Raw genomic sequence first — 18,997 nt, 5'->3', positions numbered from 1 at the left:
TCAACCTCAGGAATTGGCGGTTTCGCGGGGCCGGTCATCATCCAGCCGTCACAGAGCGCAGTCAGGAGGGTCCGGATAACGAATCCGAGGATATCATGAACAAACTTCTGAGCCGCACATCCCTTCTTGCCCTGGCGACCGTGCCCTGGATCGGCCAGGCCCATGCCGAGGCCTGCTCTCCCGCCAATCCCGTCGATGGCGACACGATCACCTGTGCCGCTACCGGCGCCGGCATTCTGGACGACGGCCTTGACGATCTGAGCATCACCGTCACGGCCACCGGCGATGTGCAGGGCGGCGCGGATGCGGCTTTCGAGGTCAAGGATGACCTGGTGCTGACCAATGACGGCGCGATCTCCTCGGTCGGCTCGGCCGCGATCCTCGTCGATGACGAGGCACAGATCACCAACAATGGCACGATCACCTCGACCGATGATCGGGGCATCGACGGGGACGAAGGCATCACGGTCGTGAACCACGGCACGATCACCGCCTGGGACGACGACGGCATCAACATCAACGAGGACGCCACCGTCACAAACTATGGCACCATCAATGCCGGCAGCCAGTCGATCAACGTGGCCGACAATTCCGTGGTGACCAATTACGGCGTCCTGAACTCCCTCGGCGAAGGCATCGAAGGCGATGGCGACAGTGTTACCGTGCTGAACGAGGGCGAGATCTATTCCATCGACGACGCGATCAACGTCGGTGAAAACGCCATGGTCACCAACAACGGCCTGCTTGAGGTCTCCGGCGATCAGGACGGGATCGACATCGACAGCGGCACGATCATCAACAATGGCACAATCCGCGCCCTCGGCTCCGAAGACGGTGTGGATTACGACCCCTCGACTGTCGCTTCCTCGACCCTGACCAACTACGGCGAAATCACCGGCAACATGGGCGTCAATGTCGACAGCGCCAATACGATGGGCCAGACGGTCATCAACTACGGCACGATCACCGGCACGGGCGGCACCGCGATCTATCTGGGCGATGGCGACGACACCCTGTCGCTGCAAGGCGGCAGCATCAGCGGCGATGTGGACCTGGGCGATGGCAGCGACACGCTGATCGTCGGCGCGGGTGTTTCAGCCGGCACGCTCAGCTTCGTTTCCGCGCCCGAGGTCATCGACATGGCCGAGGCCCCCGATACCGCGCTTTTCGCAGGCACAACGCTGGTCGTCGCCGATGCCGAGGCGTTTTCCTCGATGGACTACCTGGCCGCCCTTGGCAGTCGCGACATCGGTCGCGCGCTGAGCGCGGTCGCCTATGCGCCGGGCTGGTGGGGAGATCTGAGCGGCTGGGGCGGTGATCTGGCCCATGGCGGCGCGCTGACCGTGGGGCGCGATTTCGATGCCATCGGCGTCTTTGTCCGCGCCTCCAATCAGGACATGACCAGCGACAATGGCGCGACCGATCTGGAACGGCGCAGCATTGCCCTTGGTCTGCGCAAGGGCTTTGCGCTTGGCCAGGGCTTTGACGGTCTGGGCTTTGCCTATATCGCCAGTGGCGCGACCGATCTGACTTCGGCATTGGACGCGGCAGGCACGGGCTCGACCGACAGCCGCGAATTCGGCATCGGCATGCAGGTGGCCCAAACCCCGGTCATTGGCCGGATCGACCTGTCGGGTTCGCTCGGGGCCAGCTGGGCGCGCTACGACGGCTTTGCCCTGTCGGGTCTTGGTGGTGCGGGTTTCGAGGATCGCGATGCCGGCAGCTATTACCTGACCGGCGAAATCGGCTATTCTCTGGCGACCGGCGTCGGTGCCCTGCGGCCCTTTGGCGGGATCGACCTGATCACCGCTCAGGGCGATGCGGTCACCATGGGCCTTGCCGGGGCAAGCACGCAGTTCGACGTCGAGGATGATGATCTGACGCTTTACCGGATCGGGGCAGAGCTGACCCTGACCAATGGCGCCCTGCCCATCGACCTGCGTCTGGAAACGGCCTTTGACGGAGACGGCAACATGAATACCGGTCTCGGCCTCAGCATGCGGTTCTGATCCTTCAGGCTGACATGCACGACCGGGCGGCGGCGTCTCTTGACGCCCGCCGCCCGGCTGGCTACCACGGCGCAGAGTGGGCCTGTAGCTCAACGGTTAGAGCAGAGCGCTCATAACGCTTTGGTTGCGGGTTCAAATCCTGCCGGGCCTACCAAACCCCCACTCATTCCCTTTGCCGACAGCTATGCACGACCGGGCAAGGCTTGTCCCCTAGCGCGCAATCACCAGGTCGGCCTGAAGCCCCCCCAGCCGCGCGCTTTCCCCCAGGCGCAGCACCCCGCCATGGGCGCGGGCGATATCACCCGCAATCGACAGGCCCAGCCCGACGCCGGAACCGCGGTTCTGATTCCGCGAAGGCTCCAGCCGGGTGAAGGGTTTCATCGCCTCGCCGCGACGGTCGGGGGGGATGCCCGGCCCGTCGTCCTCGATCCGGATGCGCAGGCTGCGGGCGGACAGATCGATGCTGACCTCGGCATGACTGCCATAGCGCACGGCATTGCCGATCAGGTTCTCGACCGCCCGGCGGATCGCCAGGGGGCGCAGTGGCATCCGCCCGGCCCCTTCGGCATGCACGAGATCAACGTCCTGCCCGGCGCGGCGAGAATCCTCGACAATGGCGTGGATCAGGCTGAGGGGATCGACCTCTTGCACGACCTCTTCGGTGGTGCCGCGGGCAAAGGACAGGAATTCGTCCAGCATGCGCTGCATCTCGTCGATGTCGCGCTCCATCGGCACGCGGTCCTCATCATCCAGCATCGCCGCCGCCAGCCGCATTCGGGTCAGCGGCGTGCGCATGTCATGGCTCACCCCCGACAGCATCAGGGTCCGCTGTTCGATCTGCCGTTCGATCCGTGCCCGCATGTCGAGAAAGGCACTGCCTGCCGCCCGCACCTCGACAGCACCTCCGGGGCGATAGGGCACATGGCGACCACGCCCGAAGGCCTCGGCAGCGGCGGCGAGGCGGGTGATCGGGCGCAGCTGGTTGCGCAGGTATATGAAGGCGATGATCGTCATCAGCACCCCGAAGACCGCCATGTTGACGAACAACTGGTGCGGGTTGGAGGCCGAGACCCGCTTGCGCCCGAAGCTGAGCCGATAGGCCTCCTCTCCGCGCCGCACGTAAAGATGCACCACGTGATCGTCCGGCAATTCGATTGCCTGCACCCCGAAAAGACGACTTTTCAGCGACCGGATCACCACCCGCCCGGACAGGTCGAACCAGCGCGCGTAATCCGCGCGCGGCATCTCGTCCGGCGCCATCTCCATCACGCCGATGGCCAGCGCCGAGGCGACGCCGTCGGCCGAGACCCCATCGGGCGGAGCGAGGACCAGTTGCAGTTCGCTGGTCACGGTTTCCGTCATCTGCACGGTCACGCCTTCGAAATGCCGCTGGATGAAGACCACGGACACGACAAGCTGCAAGGTGACCACCGGCAGGATCAGGATCAGCGCGGCGCGGCCATAGATGCCACGGGGCACATAGTGTTTGAGCCATTCAAAGGACATGCGCTAACCTAGGCCGGCAATCGAGCAGAGGAAAGCCGGATGGACATGGCCAAGCGCGAAACCCCGGTTCCCGGCCAGGTGGAAACCCTGCGCCCGGGCCTGCGCCGGCTTCTGGCGTCCAACCCGTCGCCCTTCACCGGGCCGGGCACCAACAGCTATCTGTTGGGGACGCGCGACATCGCCGTGATCGACCCCGGCCCCGATGATCCCGCCCATCTGCAGGCCCTGCTTGGCGCGCTGGAGCCGGGACAGCGCATCACCCATATTCTTGTCACCCATGCCCATCTCGACCATTCGCCCCTTGCCCGCCCCCTGGCCAACGCCACCGGCGCGCCGATCCTCGCCTATGGGGATGCAGAGGCCGGGCGGTCTGCCATCATGCAGGACCTGGCCGCGCGGTCCTCGATCGGGGGTGGCGAAGGCGTGGACAGCACCTTCGTTCCCGATATCGAGGTGCCGGACAATGCGGTGATCGTCGCCGGCGATCAGCGGCTTCGCGCGCTCTGGACGCCGGGGCATTTCGGCAATCACCTCTGTTTCGACTGGGACGGCACCGTCTTTACCGGCGATCTCGTGATGGGCTGGGCAACTTCGCTCGTCTCGCCTCCGGACGGCGACCTGACGGATTTCATGGCCTCCTGCCGACGGCTGAGATCCCTGCCCGCCAACCTTTACCTGCCCGGCCATGGCGCAGAAATCACAGATCCTCACGGCCGGCTCGACTGGTTGCTTCAACACCGGACACAGCGCGAAACCGACATTCTGGAGGCCCTTGCAGGCGGCCCGGCCGCCCCGATGCAGCTGGCCGAACGGATCTACAGCGAAGTCGCCCCCGCCCTCCTTCCGGCCGCCATGCGCAATGTTCTGGCCCATCTCATTGATCTTACATCAAGAAACCTCGTGGAACCGCTTGGCCCCTTGCAGGCGGACGCGGATTTCCGGCGGCTTTGACCAAGCTTCCCCGAGGTCGAGCAAAAAACGTCGGAAGAATGTTAGAATGCCCCTTGCCGCCTCTGAATCACATTGCTATATCGCCCTCACACCGCAGGACGGCAGCGCAACGCGCCACTGTCCGAAGCCCAGTGTTCCGGCGTAGCTCAGCGGTAGAGCAGTTGACTGTTAATCAATTGGTCGTAGGTTCGATCCCTACCGCCGGAGCCAATTTCCCTTAAGTCTCTGACGAACATGTGGAATTGGTATTTCAGCCCCGGCTGATACACATGCGTGATACACAAATGGTTATTTTTGCACGGTTTTCTGGGCGCTCATACAGGAGTGACCGATGGCCCTTGCCGCTCATACCGTCCGACGCAACGCGATTTATTATTGGCGCAGGCGTTACCCCACCGCCCTTGGTGGAAAGACCTTCCTCATCAGCTTGCAAACCCCTGATCCAAACGCCGCCCGCCGCCTTGCCGCGCTGGTGACCGCCGAGAGCGCCCGGGCATTTGAGGACATGGCCAAAGGCCGCTGCGATCACGCGGGCACGGTTGATCGGTTGCGGGGGGTGATCCAAGCCGAACTCGGCCAGCCCCTGCCCGTCCGTCGCCCGCCACAGGCAAAGCCACTGCCCAAATCTGACGCGCAGCCACGCATCGAGACCTATTCCGCCTCGATCAAGGCCATTGCGACCCGTCTCATGGCGCAAAAGCGCAAGGCGGGCATGTCCGAGGCGATGATTGCACAGATGACCAAGGTCTTTGATCTCTTCCGCGAGATCACCGGCGTTCAGGACATGCGCCAGCTGCGACAGCATCATCTGGCGGTGTTCGTCGATGTTCTGGAGCAACTGCCGCAAAGCTATCGCAAATCGCCCAAGGACCGGAACAAGCCGATCCGCCAGATCATTGCAGACGCCAGGGGGCGCGAGGACAGGCGCTTGTCGGTCACAACGATCAACCGCAATCTGGATTACCTCGGCCAGCTGTTCACCAAAGCGCGGGCTGAAGGCGTGCCATCTGTCGGCGATCTCGACCTCGGCGCGTTGCGTCAGCGCAAGAGCCAACGCGAGCGTGACGAGCGGCCCGCCTTTAACGCCGGTGATGTGCAAAAGCTGTTTACCCACCCTGTCTGGCATGGCTGGAAGGACAAGACCCACTGGCAGGAACCCGGGGTGCGGCTGGTGCAAGACGGGCTCTATTGGGTGCCGATGATCGCCGCGCTGACCGGCGCACGGCGCGAGGAAATCGCGGCTCTCAAAGCCGCCGAAATCACCGTGATGGACGGCCTGCCCGCCCTGATCATCGCGCCGAACGCCAATCGCGCTCTCAAATCGCTCACGGCCAGACGCGACCTGCCCCTGCATCCGCAACTGGTGGATCTTGGCCTGAATGACCACGCCGCCCGCCAGATCGCCCGCCACGGGCCGCAAGCCGATCTCTTTCCCGACCTGCGCCCGCGCAAGGGCAAAGGGTTCGGAGGTCAGCTCGATTACCGCTTCCGGAATCTGGTCCAGACCCGGCTCAACGGCAATCGGGATGGCAAGGTGTTCCACAGTTTCCGGCACTATGTGGCGACGCAGCTTGGCCGGATACCCGACCTGCCAGAGGCCGACCGCAAGGATATCATGGGCCATGCCGGTGGATCGATTACCTCGCAGCGCTACAGCGAGACAACGCCGCTGGAGGCAAAGGCCGGGGCGATCCGCCAACTGCCGTGGCTGCCGGTCGCGCGGCCCGATCAACGGTTGTCACGCCGGACCGTTTGAGCATCGTGGGGCTTTCGCGTCCGCCCTGTGGGACGCCAGGCAAGGTTGGCAACGCCAGCCGCGCAGTTTGTTCGTAAAACACATGCCCCGCATGGGTTTTACGAACAGACGGAGCGCCTCCCCGGCGCAAGGGGCAGACGAGGTAGCTTTACCTACCTATAGTCTGTCCCTGTGCATAGCTTTTCCGGCGGCTATTTCGGAACCGCGCGCAAATTTTATTCGACAATCAAACATAACAAATCCGGTCAAAGACAAATACCGTTTTCATATGAGATCAACGTCTTTTGCCGCGCCATTGGCCCGGCTTTGGAGCGTGTATCCACGCAGGGTTTATACGCATGAATCCGGGGAGGCGCGAAGAAATCGCAGGGCTTTCGCCGTCCGACATCGTTGAAATTGAAGGGATCTGGTGCTTTTCCATTGAGGATTCAGAGCTGCGCCGCATCAAAAACCTGTCATCGCGCCGCATGATCCCGATCCATTCGCACCTGATTGATCTGGGGTTTCTCGATCACGTCCGAAAAGCGAATAGCACCAATGAAATCAGTCTCTTCCCGGACCTATATGAAGCGGGAAACAACGCCTTTGGCCGTAAAGTCGGACGCCGCATGCGCCAGATTATCGACCAGGAGCTAGGAACAGAGGGCAAAAACCTCTCGTTTCACAGCCTACGGCATTACGTCCAGAACCAATTGGATCACACAGGTGTAGACGACAAATTTGTCCGGGACATCATCGGTCATGAAGGCAAAGATATTCACGACAAAGTTTACCGCAAATCCGCCCCGTTAACAGATCTGGCACAGGCAATCGAACAATTGCTCAAGGTGATTTAAGGGGACAGGATGGCGAGGGAGATGGGTGGGGAGCTACCGTTCGCTGCACCCCGTACCAACGGCAGCTTAGGTAGCCTGTTAAGAGGCGATAGCTGTATCTTTCACTCTTACCAATAGATCGTCTAAAAAGTCAGATAGCCGCCCAGACTCCGCCGTCGCGCTTGAGAGCTGCTGGGCAAAGTTACCGCCACCCAGCTCTACTCTCACGGTACATTTCTTTCCATTAATTTTGCCGCGATTTCTAAAGTTCTGAGTGAGACATTTAAGGAACTTTATCAAAAATTGCGCAACCATTTTACCTCTTACAATTCAGGCATCACTTACATCCTTTATGTTTCTAACCGTCTCGAAGATCTCAGATGGTGAAGGAACATGTGAAACTCTCGATTCATCTGAAATCCATTCAAACGAACGGTTCTTTGTCTGCAACTTATCGCTATCGAAATCAAAGAAGGTGTTTCATCAGCCATGCTGAATTACCTCATTCGTCTTGAAGAATAGTGAAAGTGAAGACGGTCTGAACCGCTACGAAAGCGGTAATTATTTCCAGTGCATAAGACTTACGTTCGCCATGAATGCGGGAGGGCGCATATACTATATAGATAATGGCAACTAGCACGCCAGGTGCAAACATCGTTCCATATAGAAACATCAGTGTCTTTGCCAGTTTTCTGTAGTTAACGTAGCTTCCCACTGTTCCACTTGGTGGAACCACTAAATCGATTGCTACTGCTGCCAAAACTAAAAAAATAATTGCAATTGATGCCGAGGAGAGCAAGAACAGTAATCGGTTGAAATCCAAAGTCATAGTGTGTCGGCTCAGAACATTACCATGGACTGCGACGACAATCTGAAACGGTCGTTTTTGTCATGCTTAATTTCCGCACGAAAGATAAATCTTTTAACCATTCCAAATATCGATGACAAAACGTTTGGGGTATTGGAGGGTTTTCGTGATCATAGGGTAAGATCATCGGATAAGCTCGAGTTTCACCAACAGCCCAAAACCACCAGGCGCCCAGTTTTTGGCAAAAAGGTTTATATCTCAAAGCCATAACAAACATGAAACGGCTCCTCCTTTTTCCCACGGACGTCGCGCCCTTCGACGATGCAAGCCTCAATCAAACCGGAACGATCCTTCACCGTTAAGAGCTAATCTTACCAAAACGATCAGTCAACAACTTCCGGAATAATTATCGGAAAACGTAGAGCGACGCTGATTTTTCGGCGACATTTTGTCGCCAACATCCCAAAACAGGGAACGCCTGCATAAACCAAGCGATTTGGCGACGCGCGTCGTTACGAGGGTGCTTACACCAAGCCAGTCGAAACACCGTATTCCACGTGACATCACCCGTTGCGCGATCTTCTCGACACCATGATAACTATCAAAGAACGCGGCACGGGTTTTCGATCCTTGGCCGAGGATATCGACACGACAATGCCAGCCGGAGAGCTGATTTTCCCCGTCTTTGCATCCATCGCCCATTTTGAGCGCCGCCGGATCGCTGAGCGCACCCTAAAAAATTCGGCTACTTGCTAATACCGGACCTAGGAGCGCTCGCAGTGAAGGTCGGCATTAGGGAAACTACGCTGCAGCGTCGTTGACGTTTGTGAATGTCCGGTTTGGGCCCTCCTTACATCCGATCAAACGTTTTGAAGGCCCGATGCCGCGCCGCATCCGAGGTCGGGTTTGTGCCTATACCGGACCCAAGTTGAGGTTGCGAAATTGCTTTCGTTTTAGTTTTCTGTTCAACTGAAACGACAGGCTTTGTCCAACAGAAGATGGAAATTTCCATGGTAAAAACTCTCGGAATTGGTGGTTTGTTTTTCAGGGCCAAAGACCCAAACGCTTTGGCTGAATGGTATCAAACCCACCTGGGGATCGATCCTGCCCCAACGTCGGCAACAATGGAACCTTGGATCACGGAAGCGGGAGTTACCATCCTCTCACCCTTCGCCCATGACACAGATTATTTCTCAAAAGATCATGCGTTTATGCTCAACTTTCGTGTTGAAAACCTTACTTCCGCGCTAGCGGAACTCAATGCAGCAGGCATCGACAGTGGTGACATCGTCAGCATGGATGGGGTGGGACAGTTTGCACGCATCCACGATCCAGAAGGAAACCCGATAGAACTTTGGGAGCCTGCAGAGCCCTAAACCTTAAAGGGTTTGATGCGCTTGCCGAATGCCGAAGCGCTATTCAGCGCTAGATACTGAGGGGCTGCGGCAAGGCGAATGTCGGACGAGTCCGCACAGCAGACATTCATCCCCGACAATGCGGCGCCGCGTGGTGGGTGGAAGGCAGCTTCGGGCCGTTCACGCCACACGGCACCCTGTGAAGAAATCCTCCCTTGCGCCCGTCAGGTCGATCCCGTTATGTTCTGTGGTTGATACACAAGACCAAACCAAGCCCATTTTCCGGACAGAATTAACTGTTAGTTTTCAGCAAGTTATACAACAAGTGCTTCCATCCCTACCGCCGGAGCCAAATCACCATCTAAGTCCTTGATCAACTAGGCATAGGCTGGATTTGGCACCCACAGTGTCACACAGCTTTGTAGCTCAACATTCTCAGGTGCGGGTCGCTCATCTCCAACGCTGGCAAAAGCATCCTGGCGGCCCCCCTTCACTCCTGCATCGCGGCTCCACTTGAAGCTGGCGTCGGCGCGTGCCCGAATTTTCCAAAATATCCAGCCATTGGCAGCGATCACTGCGCACCACGGACCGGTCAATCCCGTGCAATCGGGCAACCATGAAACTGGCTGATGTCAGTGAAGATCCACCAAGAACATTCTCCGGGCCCAGGCCTGCCCCCGGGGACACAGATCTTCGATGTCGACGCGCCTCAGTGCCCGGTCGAAAGGCGTTTTGCTGCCACGGCTTGCAGAATCCGCGCTGACATCATGTCAAAGTCATGAAATGGCGATAGTCTGACTTTTGTGCCGGCCGCATGATTTTCGCGGCCCGGATTCCGTAAAAGCATTAAGGACGACAGAAGTCATGGACGTTAAAATCAAGCCGGTAACCCCTTTCGACGGCCAGAAGCCCGGCACCTCGGGCCTGCGCAAGAAGACCCGCGTCTTCATGGAACCCGGTTATCTGGAGGCCTTCGTCCAGTCCATCTTCAACGCCATCGGCGGTTGCGAGGGCAAGACACTGATCGTCGGCGGTGACGGGCGGTTCTTCAACGCCGAGGCGATTCAGACGATCCTGCGCATGGCCGCCGCCAATGGTGCGGCGCGCTGCATCGTCGGCCAGGGCGGGTTGCTCTCCACCCCCGCGGCCTCGAACCTGATCCGCCAGCGTGGCACCGACGGCGGGCTGATCCTTTCGGCCAGCCACAACCCCGGCGGAATCGACGAGGACTTCGGGCTGAAATACAACATCTCGAACGGCGGGCCGGCGCCCGAAAGCGTGACCGCCGCGATCTTCGATCAGACGAAAACCCTTTCCGACTACAAGACGCTGGAAGCGCCGGACCTGGACCTGACGGCCCTGGGCGAGGGCAAACTGGGCGGCATGGTGGTCGAAATCGTCGATCCGGTGACGGATTACGCCGCCCTGATGGAGACGCTGTTCGACTTCGACGCGATCCGCGCCCTGCTGACCAGCGGATTCACCATGAAGTTCGACGCCATGCACGCCGTCACCGGCCCCTACGCCAAGACAATCCTGGAAGGCACCCTTGGCGCGCCGGCGGGCACCGTGCTGAACGGCGAACCATCGGTCGATTTCGGCAAGGGCCACCCGGATCCCAACCCGATCTGGGCCAAGCCCCTTGTCGACATGGTCATGGCCGCGGACGGCCCCGATTTCGCCGCGGCCTCGGATGGGGATGGCGACCGGAACATGATCCTGGGCAAGGGTGTCTACGTGACGCCGTCCGACAGCCTGGCAGTGCTGGCCGCCAACGCACACCTTGCCCCCGGCTATGCCCGCGGCCTTGCCGGTGTGGCCCGCTCCATGCCGACCTCGCGCGCCGCCGACCGCGTGGCCGAAAAGCTGGGCATCGACGCCTATGAAACGCCCACCGGCTGGAAGTTCTTCGGCAACCTGCTGGATGCGGGCAAGGCTACGCTTTGCGGCGAGGAAAGCGCCGGCACAGGCTCCGACCACGTGCGCGAGAAGGACGGTCTCTGGGCCGTGCTGCTTTGGCTCAACGTGCTGGCGGTGCGCAAGATGTCCGTCGCCGAGATCCTGATGGACCACTGGAAGACCTACGGTCGCGATTACTATTCCCGCCACGATTACGAAGCCGTGGATGCCGGCGTCGCCAATGCCATCATGGACGACCTGAAGGCGATCGAGACCCTGCCCGAGGGGATCGAGAAGATCGACAGCTTTTCCTACACGGATCCGGTGGATGGCTCCGTTTCAGAGAACCAGGGGATGCGCGTCTACTTCGATGGCGGCGCCCGCGCGGTGATGCGCCTTTCGGGGACCGGTACCGAGGGCGCAACGATCCGGCTTTACCTTGAGCAATATACCCCCGCCGACGGCGACCTTGGCATTGAAACCCAGGAAGCCCTGACGCCGCTGGTCAGGGCCATCGACGCGCTGACCGGGCTCAAGACCCGCTCCGGCCGCGACGGGCCTGACGTGATGACCTGACGGGGGGCCGCGAAAGGCGGCCTGCCCCGCCCGCATTGCGCGGCCATCAACTGCGTATGTCTCCAATTTTCGCTATGCGCAGTCGGCGGGCCTTCCACAGCAAGATCCGCCTCTGGGTCGCGCGACGTCTGCGGCCCAGTGCCGCCGATCACCGGCACACCTGATACCGCGCCGCAGCTTGGCAAAAGCCGGTGATCGTGCATCCAGCAGTATCTTACATGCTTGATCGTCTCTGTGGAGAGATTGTGCTTTTGCGCCGCGCCCAAGGCGGCGTTCAGAAAGACGAGGCGCCGTTGGCTTTCATTGACGAACACTGTTTCCCTCCTATGTATCCAAGCAAGTGCAACGTCGAATTATGCCCGGAAGCGTGCCCGCTGGCCGAGCTTTTTGTCGCAAAAACCGCGATCAGGAACCGACGGAAATGCCCGAACACAACGTTCAGACTCTCATACGGTCACGAACCTTTTCAGAGGAAAACCTGTGCGTCATCTCGTCCTTTCGCCCGGCTTCGCCGTCCTTGCCTGTCTTTACGCCACCACTGGGCAAGCCCACGAGGCAACATTTCATTGCGAGGCCGTCACTGCCTCGGTCGCGGCGGCGGGCTTTGACGATGTCGTCACGGTCACCTGCGCCGATAACCACGCCTTGATCTCGGGCGATACCTATCCGGACCACGAGATGATGACCGGCATCACCGGTACCAATGAGCAGGTGCCCGTGCCTGCGGTGAACTACGCCTCGCCCATCACGTTGGCCCCGACGCTTGGGACGGCGCCGCACACCCGTGACGCGGCGCTTGGCGTCGCCGTGAACGGTGTGCCGATCTATGATTACACCGCTGGTGGAGAGATGTCGCAAGAGGATCTGGGAACCTATCAGGCGGATCTGGACACCGTCGCAACCGGGCAGCTTGACGCCTGCGGTGGCCATGCGGGCCGGGGTGACGATTATCACTATCACGCCGCACCGACCTGCATGATTGACCAGATGGCGAACAAGGGCCCGGATGCGATCATCGGTTGGGCCTTTGACGGCTTCCCTATCTACGCGGACAGCAATCCGGACGGGACGGCAATTGCGGGTGGCGTGTTGGATGTGTGCAATGGGCAGGCCGATGACGTCTTCGGTTATCGCTACCACACCTCCGAAGGCGCGCCTTACATCATCCAGTGCCTGATGGGCGAAGTGCCTGACATCGATGCCTTGCCGCGCGTGCGCCCTCTGGGTGCTGCCGATGGCGGGCCCGGACCAGAGGCAGGCCAGCCGCCGCGGGGCGGGGTTGACGATCTGGTGTTTGTGCAGGGCGAGGACGGCGAGCGGACGATGACCTACAGCTATCAGGGCGCAGACTACTACATCAAATACGCCCCGTCAGAGACCGAGAATTGCTACAACTTCGAGACCCGCACCGTAACCAACGGCGGCGAATTGTTCGAGCAGGAGCTTTGCCGCGAATGAGCCGTTCAAGCGCACTTGGCCTTGCATTGATATGCTGCACATCCGCGCTGCCCGCTCTTGGGCAGCAGGGCCCAGATTTCACCGTTGGCAGCCCCGCGCTGATCGACGGCGCGCCCTTGCCCGCCGATCTGCGCTGCACCCGCAGCGGCGGGGACGGTGTATCGCCACCGCTGACGTGGGAAAATGCACCAGCAGACACGCGGGCCTATGCCATCGTCATGCAGCATTATCCCAATGGCACCTATCCAGGCGTGAACGCGCCCAGTCAGTATTGGCTGGTCTGGAACATTCCCGGCGATGCGGATGGCGTGGCGCGGGGAAATCCGGGCTCCCTCGGGGTTGAGGGGTCGGACAAAGACAATCGCGCCACCGGCTACACGCCACCCTGTTCGCCCGCCGGTGCCGGCACACATGAATACACGATCTGGGTCTATGCCCTTGATGCGCACCTCGGCGATCTGCCGGAACAAGACGACATCAACGTTGGTTGGAGCGATGTGATGGCCGCGCTGAACGGGCACGTCCTTGCGGCCGATGCCATCTCTTTCCTGAACTGATCCACGACTGAACTCAACAAGATCGGATACAACATGCGCTTCATCCTTGCTGCTGCCACGGCCCTGACGGCTTGCGCCGCACAGGCGGGCACCCGCGACATCACCGCCGATGTCTGGGTCGACAACTGGTTCTCGCTTTCCGCAAACGGTGAAGCGGTCCTGGAAGACTCGGTCTCGATCACGACCGAGCGGTCGTTCAACGCGGAAACCGCGACCTTTTCGGTCGAGTTGCCAGCCGTCATCGCGATCGAGGCCAAGGACTTCAAGGAGAACGACAGCGGGCTGGAATATATCGGCACCAACCGCCAGCAGATGGGCGACGGCGGCATGATCGCGCAGTTCATGGATGCGGTGTCAGGCGAAACCCTGGCCGTGACCGACGCGGACATGAAATGCCTCGTGGTGCAACACGCTCCCATCGAGCCGTCCTGCGCGGATGAGGCGAACCCCGTCGCGGGCGAAGGGGCCTGCGGCTTTGTCGCGACCGACATCCCGGCTGACTGGACCTCGCCCGATTTCGACGACAGCGACTGGCCTGCCGCGACCGTTCATTCCGCCGCCGACGTCGGCCCCAAGGATGGCTATGACGAGATTACGTGGGACGACAGCGCCAAGCTGGTCTGGGGGGAAAGCCTGACGCAGGACAACACGCTGCTGTGTCGCCTGACGATCAGCGAATAGGTAAAACAACAGCTGCAAGGTGGGACATAAATCGTGCCACCTTGCACAGCTGACTTCCGGCATCCTGGCAGCGAAACCCGCAGAATGGGTTCACGGCCCCCTGCCCCCTCGCGGAACGGAGTTGGATTTGCGGGTGTCTCTGAATGCCCACGCCTCCCGAATGCGGATCGGGGTCCCTCCCACGGCGAAGGTCCGGTTTCCGCCCGAACCACTGCATCCGCTTTCCAGCCACCGAAATCGCGGTGCGCGCATCTGTTCCTTGTGTCTCGCATGGACAGGCATTCCGTTGAACCGGCGGCGATCCGTGACAGCGCGTGGTGGACGACCAGATGGGCCCGAACCGATCCCGTTGCACCCGCTCGGACGACCTCGATCCCAGCCTTCCGAAACAGGTCGCGCACAGTGTCCGAAGCGGCGCGATTGGCGACCAGTCCTCCGATCCCGATCACATCTCAGGACCGCACACGGCTGGTAACACCCAGCTTTGCATGGTGGGCAAGAACCACTGTCCGTGCCGCCTGCGCTTCCATCGCGATCGAAATTTCCGCCTCCTGCAGGTCGTAGAAGAACGCCCCTTTCTCGGGGTGCAACGCGACGGGCGGGGAAAAGCAGATGTCGACCGCGAAGCGGCGGATCTCGGACAGGGTAAGTTCGGCCAGGTTGCCGATCCCCATGAACTCCGCGACAAAGCCCGTGGCAGGCCGATGATACAGATCTTCCGGCGTGCCGGCCTGCACGAGATTGCCATGGGTCATGCAGATGATCTTGTCCGCCAGGGCCAACGCTTCATCCTGATCTTGCGTCACCATGAGGGTCGGAATGCGAAGGGAGCGCTGCACCTGCCGGATCTCGTCGCACAGCTCTGCGCAGACCTTGGCGTCAAGCGCCGAAAGCGGCTCGTCCAGCAGCAGACCCGCGGATCGATCGCAATCGCCCGCGCCTGGGCGATGCGCTGCTGCTGCCCGCCTTAAAGCTGGCCGGGCATCTTGTCTGCGACCTGTGGCAGCTTCACCAGATCGAGCAATCCGGCGACACGCGTGGCGATGTCGGTCTTCCGGACACCCCCGATCTTCAGCCCTTAGCCGATGTTCTCAATCACTGTCATATTGGGGGAACTGAGGAACTTTCATTCAGAACCACTCTACCCTCTCCGAGACGGACCGACTGAAGCAGTTCGCGGGGATGCGCTCCACGCAGGCGGCGCTTCTGCTTGACGGGTCATCTGGAAACGATCGTGAAACACGACAGGACCGCAGTTGTCCCACATCCAGGCGCGCGCCATTGGGCCGTCTGATTTTCCGGGCAATGCGGCGCGAGACTTCTTGCAAAGGGTCGGGCAACGGTCAATCCTGTCAGGATCACGGCAGGTCGGGAAGCGACAGCGGGTGCGAAACCCTGTCGTTGGACGAAAGGGGCACGCGCAAATTGCGGTTACATTTCATCAGGATCCTGCGGGGATGCCTTGTCGCAGCTCTTTTCCTTGCCTGCTTGACGGCTGCGCCCGGCGCTGATGCCCAACCGGGCGGGCGGACGGTCCTGCGTGTGCCTTGGACGAACAGTTCCGGCTACAGTTTTACCGATCCGGATGGGACCCCGCACAGCTTCTCGATCGAGCTGGCACGCATGGTCGCTGCCGAAGCCGATTTCGACATCGAGTTCGTCGAGTATCCCTCGGCCCTTGCGGTGACCCAGGCAATCCGGGACGGCACTGCAGATATGCTCGCCGGCGTCGGGCGCCAGGTTCTGGAGGGCCACCCCGTTGCCTTTGCCGGCCCCGTGGCCGAGACGCCGTTTCTTCTGTTCGTGCGTGGTGATGCCCCACAGGAGACGACATTCGCCACCTTCGATGGGACCCGCATCGGGGCGGTCCGCAACACCGCTGCCAGCCTCATCCCCCCGCCCGAGGGTGTCGAGATGGTCGTGTTCGACGATCAGATCAGCGCCTTTGCAAAGCTGCTGAACGGGGATGTGGACGGTGTCATCGCCCTGTCGCCCCTTGGCATGCGCACGCTGCGCAAGACCGGGTTGGACAGCCTGATAAGGCCCAGTTTTCCGGCGATCCGGTCGCTGCTGGGCTACGTCGCCCTGCGACAAGAGCACGCCGACCTCCTGCCGGATATAGAGCAGGCCATTGAGCGGCTCGAAGCCAACCGCGCATTGCCCGAACTGCGCCGCAAGTGGTTCATGGTGCCGGCCGTTCCGATCCCGGACGTGCTGACAGTCGGGGTCACGCAATTCCCCCCCTATTCCTTGATTGCGGAAGACGGAAGCTTCAGCGGTTTTGCCGTCGAGGTCATCCGAGAACTGGCAGACCGTGCCAATATCGCCCTGAAGTTCGAGGCCATTTCCCAGGAAAGCTGGGCGCAGGGCCCGCGCCTGGATGCCTTCGACCTCTTGCCTGCGCGCAGTGCGACCGAAACGGAAGCCGAGTTCCTGCAATTCACCAATCCGATCCAGACAATCGACTACCTGACCTTCGTGCGCGCCGAGGACGCCGGGCAGCCACTGACCCCGGCAACCCGGAGGGTCGGGATACTTGCCAGTTCGCCACAGCGGGCCGGCATCGCCCGGACACTCGGCACTGAACTGATCCCGGTTGCCGATACAGAAGAAGCGGTGACCATGCTGGGGGACGGAAACCTGGATGCGGTGATCTTTCCCCGACGCGCCTTCGAGGATTTCGTGACACAAGCTGGAAAGGAGGGCCAGTTCGCGCGCCTCTCGGAGCCGGCTTTCCAGAATGACCTTTCGATTGCCTTGCGGCCTGGTCTGGGAGACCTGCGCGAGCGGCTCAACGTGGTGATCCAGGGTTTTATCGGATCGGGTCAGTATCGGGACCTGGCCACGAAATGGCTCGAGAAGCCGCAGTTCTGGACGCCCGCGCGTGTCACCCTTCTGCTCTATGCCATCGGGGTCCTCATGGCTTTGGCAGCCTTGGGCATGTTCATTCAGAACTGGCGCGCGCGGAAAGCCTCTGACCGACTGCGATCGATTGCAGAGGCTTCCAATTCGCGCCTTGCGGCCGTTCTATCAAGCACCAGCCAGGCGGTCTTCGGCTTCGGCGGGGATGGGTCTCTGGCGATCGCCAATCCAAGTGGCCGGCGTCTTCTGGGACTGGATCCTGAAGAGCCCGCACGTTGGCCCGAGGCCGCGGCCTTCATCGATCCCGGCACCGGAGACACCTGTCGCCTTGCGGAAAACGACGGGCCGACGTCGGATCGGGCGACGCGCATCCATGGTCAGGCCTGCCTTTTCCGGTCGGACCCGGCGGATCCACCGCGCTATGTGCGTGTCACCTCCGACACTGTTCGCGCCCCTGAAAGCGGGCTGGCGTCGATCATGATCGTCGAGGATGATCACGTGAACGAAATGAACCGGCAGAAGCTGGACAGATCCATGCGCCTGTCGTCTCTTGGGATGCTGACGGGCGGGCTTGCCCATGATTTCAACAACGTCCTCGGCAGTATTCTGTTCAATGCCGAAATGGGACAGATGGGCGAAGCGGACCGAGCCCCCGAGATCCTGGGCCGCATCATTGCCGCGGTGGACGCGGGGCGGAACCTGACGGAACGTCTTCTGGCCTTCTCGCGCGATACACCTCAGGATCCGAGGCCCGTGAACGTCGGGCGCAGTTTCCAGAAACTCGCGGTTCTGGCCAACTCCGCGATCACGGAGGCGATCTCTCTGGATCTGCCGACAGTCGACACGGACTTCTTCATCTTCTGCGATGTGGGCGAATTGGAAAACGCCATGCTGAACCTCATCATCAACGCCCGGGACGCCCTGCAGGGCTCTGGGGTGGGCGACAGGATCACCGTCCGGGTACGTACCTACGACAGCGACCAGATGACGGAGTCGGCACATGGTCTTCGGAATACCCTGGAAATTTCCGTGTCCGACAATGGTCCGGGCATGAGCGCGGTCGTGAAACGCCACGCAACGGACCCGTTCTACACGACCAAGAAGGACGGCGGGGGCTCGGGGCTCGGGCTGTCCATGGTGGCGGGTTTCGTTGACCGCGCCTCGGGCGATCTGTCGATCTATTCGGAGCCGGGACAGGGCACGACCGTCCGCTTGCGCCTGCCGCAGGTCAACGCGGAAGGTGCGCAGAAGCCAGCCGTGAAGGAAGCGGTTTCCCACGGATCAGGTCAGCAGATTCTGCTGGTCGAGGACCAGATCGAGCTGCGCGAGCCCCTGGTGGCGATCCTGATGCGGCTCGGTTATGAGGTCGAAGATGTCGATACGGGGGTCGAAGCGATCGCGCGCCTGGAAAGCGGAGAGACATTCGATCTTGTTCTCAGCGACATAGTGATGCCCGGAGGCGTCTCGGGTGGGGATCTGGCACAGGACATCGCCGCCCGTTTCCCCGGTCTTCCCATCATCCTGATGTCCGGCCATGCCAATATCGACATGAGCGAGCTTCGCAGCCTGGACGTTCCGGTCCTGCAAAAGCCCGCCCCCGTGGTGGAGATTGCCCGCGCGATTGCAGATGTCCTTGCATCCTGCGGTTCGGAAGGATCCGGGCGTCCTAAAGGGGCAGTGTGATGGAAGACACCGCGTCGGGGCGACATTGGCGCAGTGCGATCATTCCCACCGTGCCATGTACACAGGTAGCAGTCCTGGCCG

14 protein-coding genes and 2 tRNA genes are annotated in these 18,997 nt (G+C 60.9%); 13 read left to right on the top strand and 3 right to left on the bottom strand.

Annotated features, from left to right (window positions below; translation table 11 throughout):
- Positions 1-95: 95 nt before the first annotated feature.
- Positions 96-2,009 carry a hypothetical protein gene (locus PSAL_RS04455; protein ID WP_119840062.1) on the top strand — a complete coding sequence of 638 codons (1,914 nt, stop codon included), beginning with the start codon at positions 96-98 and terminating at the stop codon, positions 2,007-2,009.
- Between the two features lie 78 nt (positions 2,010-2,087).
- Positions 2,088-2,163 (top strand) — tRNA-Ile (locus PSAL_RS04450).
- A 56-nt stretch (positions 2,164-2,219) separates the two neighbouring features.
- On the opposite strand, the gene PSAL_RS04445 is transcribed toward PSAL_RS04450, so the two are convergent.
- Complete coding sequence (locus tag PSAL_RS04445) at positions 2,220-3,515, bottom strand: ATP-binding protein (protein ID WP_119840061.1); 1,296 nt, start codon at positions 3,513-3,515, stop codon at positions 2,220-2,222.
- A 39-nt stretch (positions 3,516-3,554) separates the two neighbouring features.
- On the opposite strand from PSAL_RS04445, the gene PSAL_RS04440 reads away from it, so the two are divergent.
- The 4 genes from PSAL_RS04440 to PSAL_RS04425 all read left to right on the top strand — a co-directional run bounded on the left by PSAL_RS04440 (position 3,555) and on the right by PSAL_RS04425 (position 7,058).
- Positions 3,555-4,466: an MBL fold metallo-hydrolase gene (locus PSAL_RS04440; protein WP_119840060.1), complete on the top strand. Its 912-nt coding sequence runs from the start codon at positions 3,555-3,557 to the stop codon at positions 4,464-4,466.
- 135 nt (positions 4,467-4,601) lie between these two features.
- Positions 4,602-4,676 (top strand) — tRNA-Asn (locus tag PSAL_RS04435).
- Positions 4,677-4,797: 121 nt separating this feature from the next.
- Positions 4,798-6,222: a site-specific integrase gene (locus PSAL_RS04430; protein ID WP_119840059.1), complete on the top strand. Its 1,425-nt coding sequence runs from the start codon at positions 4,798-4,800 to the stop codon at positions 6,220-6,222.
- A 338-nt stretch (positions 6,223-6,560) separates the two neighbouring features.
- Entirely contained in the window at positions 6,561-7,058 is a 498-nt protein-coding gene (locus PSAL_RS04425) for a tyrosine-type recombinase/integrase (protein WP_231388613.1), read from the top strand.
- Positions 7,059-7,539: 481 nt separating this feature from the next.
- On the opposite strand, the gene PSAL_RS04420 is transcribed toward PSAL_RS04425, so the two are convergent.
- Positions 7,540-7,866: a hypothetical protein gene (locus tag PSAL_RS04420; RefSeq protein WP_147407646.1), complete on the bottom strand. Its 327-nt coding sequence runs from the start codon at positions 7,864-7,866 to the stop codon at positions 7,540-7,542.
- 549 nt (positions 7,867-8,415) lie between these two features.
- Here PSAL_RS04420 and PSAL_RS04415 point away from each other — a divergent pair.
- From PSAL_RS04415 to PSAL_RS04390, 6 genes are all read left to right on the top strand, one after another.
- On the top strand, positions 8,416-8,601 hold the full coding sequence (locus PSAL_RS04415; RefSeq protein WP_269212600.1) for a recombinase family protein: 186 nt from the start codon (positions 8,416-8,418) through the stop codon (positions 8,599-8,601).
- A 254-nt stretch (positions 8,602-8,855) separates the two neighbouring features.
- Positions 8,856-9,221 carry a VOC family protein gene (locus PSAL_RS04410; RefSeq protein WP_119840246.1) on the top strand — a complete coding sequence of 122 codons (366 nt, stop codon included), beginning with the start codon at positions 8,856-8,858 and terminating at the stop codon, positions 9,219-9,221.
- Positions 9,222-10,064: 843 nt separating this feature from the next.
- Positions 10,065-11,675 (top strand): alpha-D-glucose phosphate-specific phosphoglucomutase, encoded by a 1,611-nt coding sequence (locus PSAL_RS04405; RefSeq protein WP_119840058.1) that lies wholly within the window; start codon positions 10,065-10,067, stop codon positions 11,673-11,675.
- Between the two features lie 480 nt (positions 11,676-12,155).
- On the top strand, positions 12,156-13,133 hold the full coding sequence (locus PSAL_RS04400; protein ID WP_119840057.1) for a YHYH protein: 978 nt from the start codon (positions 12,156-12,158) through the stop codon (positions 13,131-13,133).
- Positions 13,130-13,690 (top strand): YbhB/YbcL family Raf kinase inhibitor-like protein, encoded by a 561-nt coding sequence (locus tag PSAL_RS04395; protein ID WP_119840056.1) that lies wholly within the window; start codon positions 13,130-13,132, stop codon positions 13,688-13,690. Before PSAL_RS04400 ends, PSAL_RS04395 begins: the two co-directional genes overlap by 4 nt.
- Positions 13,691-13,723: 33 nt before the next feature.
- On the top strand, positions 13,724-14,371 hold the full coding sequence (locus PSAL_RS04390) for a PEBP family protein (RefSeq protein WP_196941899.1): 648 nt from the start codon (positions 13,724-13,726) through the stop codon (positions 14,369-14,371).
- A 452-nt stretch (positions 14,372-14,823) separates the two neighbouring features.
- Here PSAL_RS04390 and PSAL_RS19210 read toward each other — a convergent pair whose 3' ends face one another.
- Complete coding sequence (locus PSAL_RS19210; RefSeq protein ID WP_231388612.1) at positions 14,824-15,210, bottom strand: hypothetical protein; 387 nt, start codon at positions 15,208-15,210, stop codon at positions 14,824-14,826.
- A gap of 703 nt (positions 15,211-15,913) precedes the next feature.
- Here PSAL_RS19210 and PSAL_RS04380 point away from each other — a divergent pair.
- Positions 15,914-18,916: a transporter substrate-binding domain-containing protein gene (locus PSAL_RS04380; protein ID WP_196222831.1), complete on the top strand. Its 3,003-nt coding sequence runs from the start codon at positions 15,914-15,916 to the stop codon at positions 18,914-18,916.
- Positions 18,917-18,997 lie beyond the last annotated feature (81 nt).

The organism is Pseudooceanicola algae (assembly GCF_003590145.2).
GTDB classification, from domain to species: Bacteria; Pseudomonadota; Alphaproteobacteria; order Rhodobacterales; family Rhodobacteraceae; genus Pseudooceanicola; species Pseudooceanicola algae.
The sequence above is the reverse complement of the archived record's forward strand: the minus strand, read 5'-3'. Positions and strand labels throughout refer to the sequence as shown.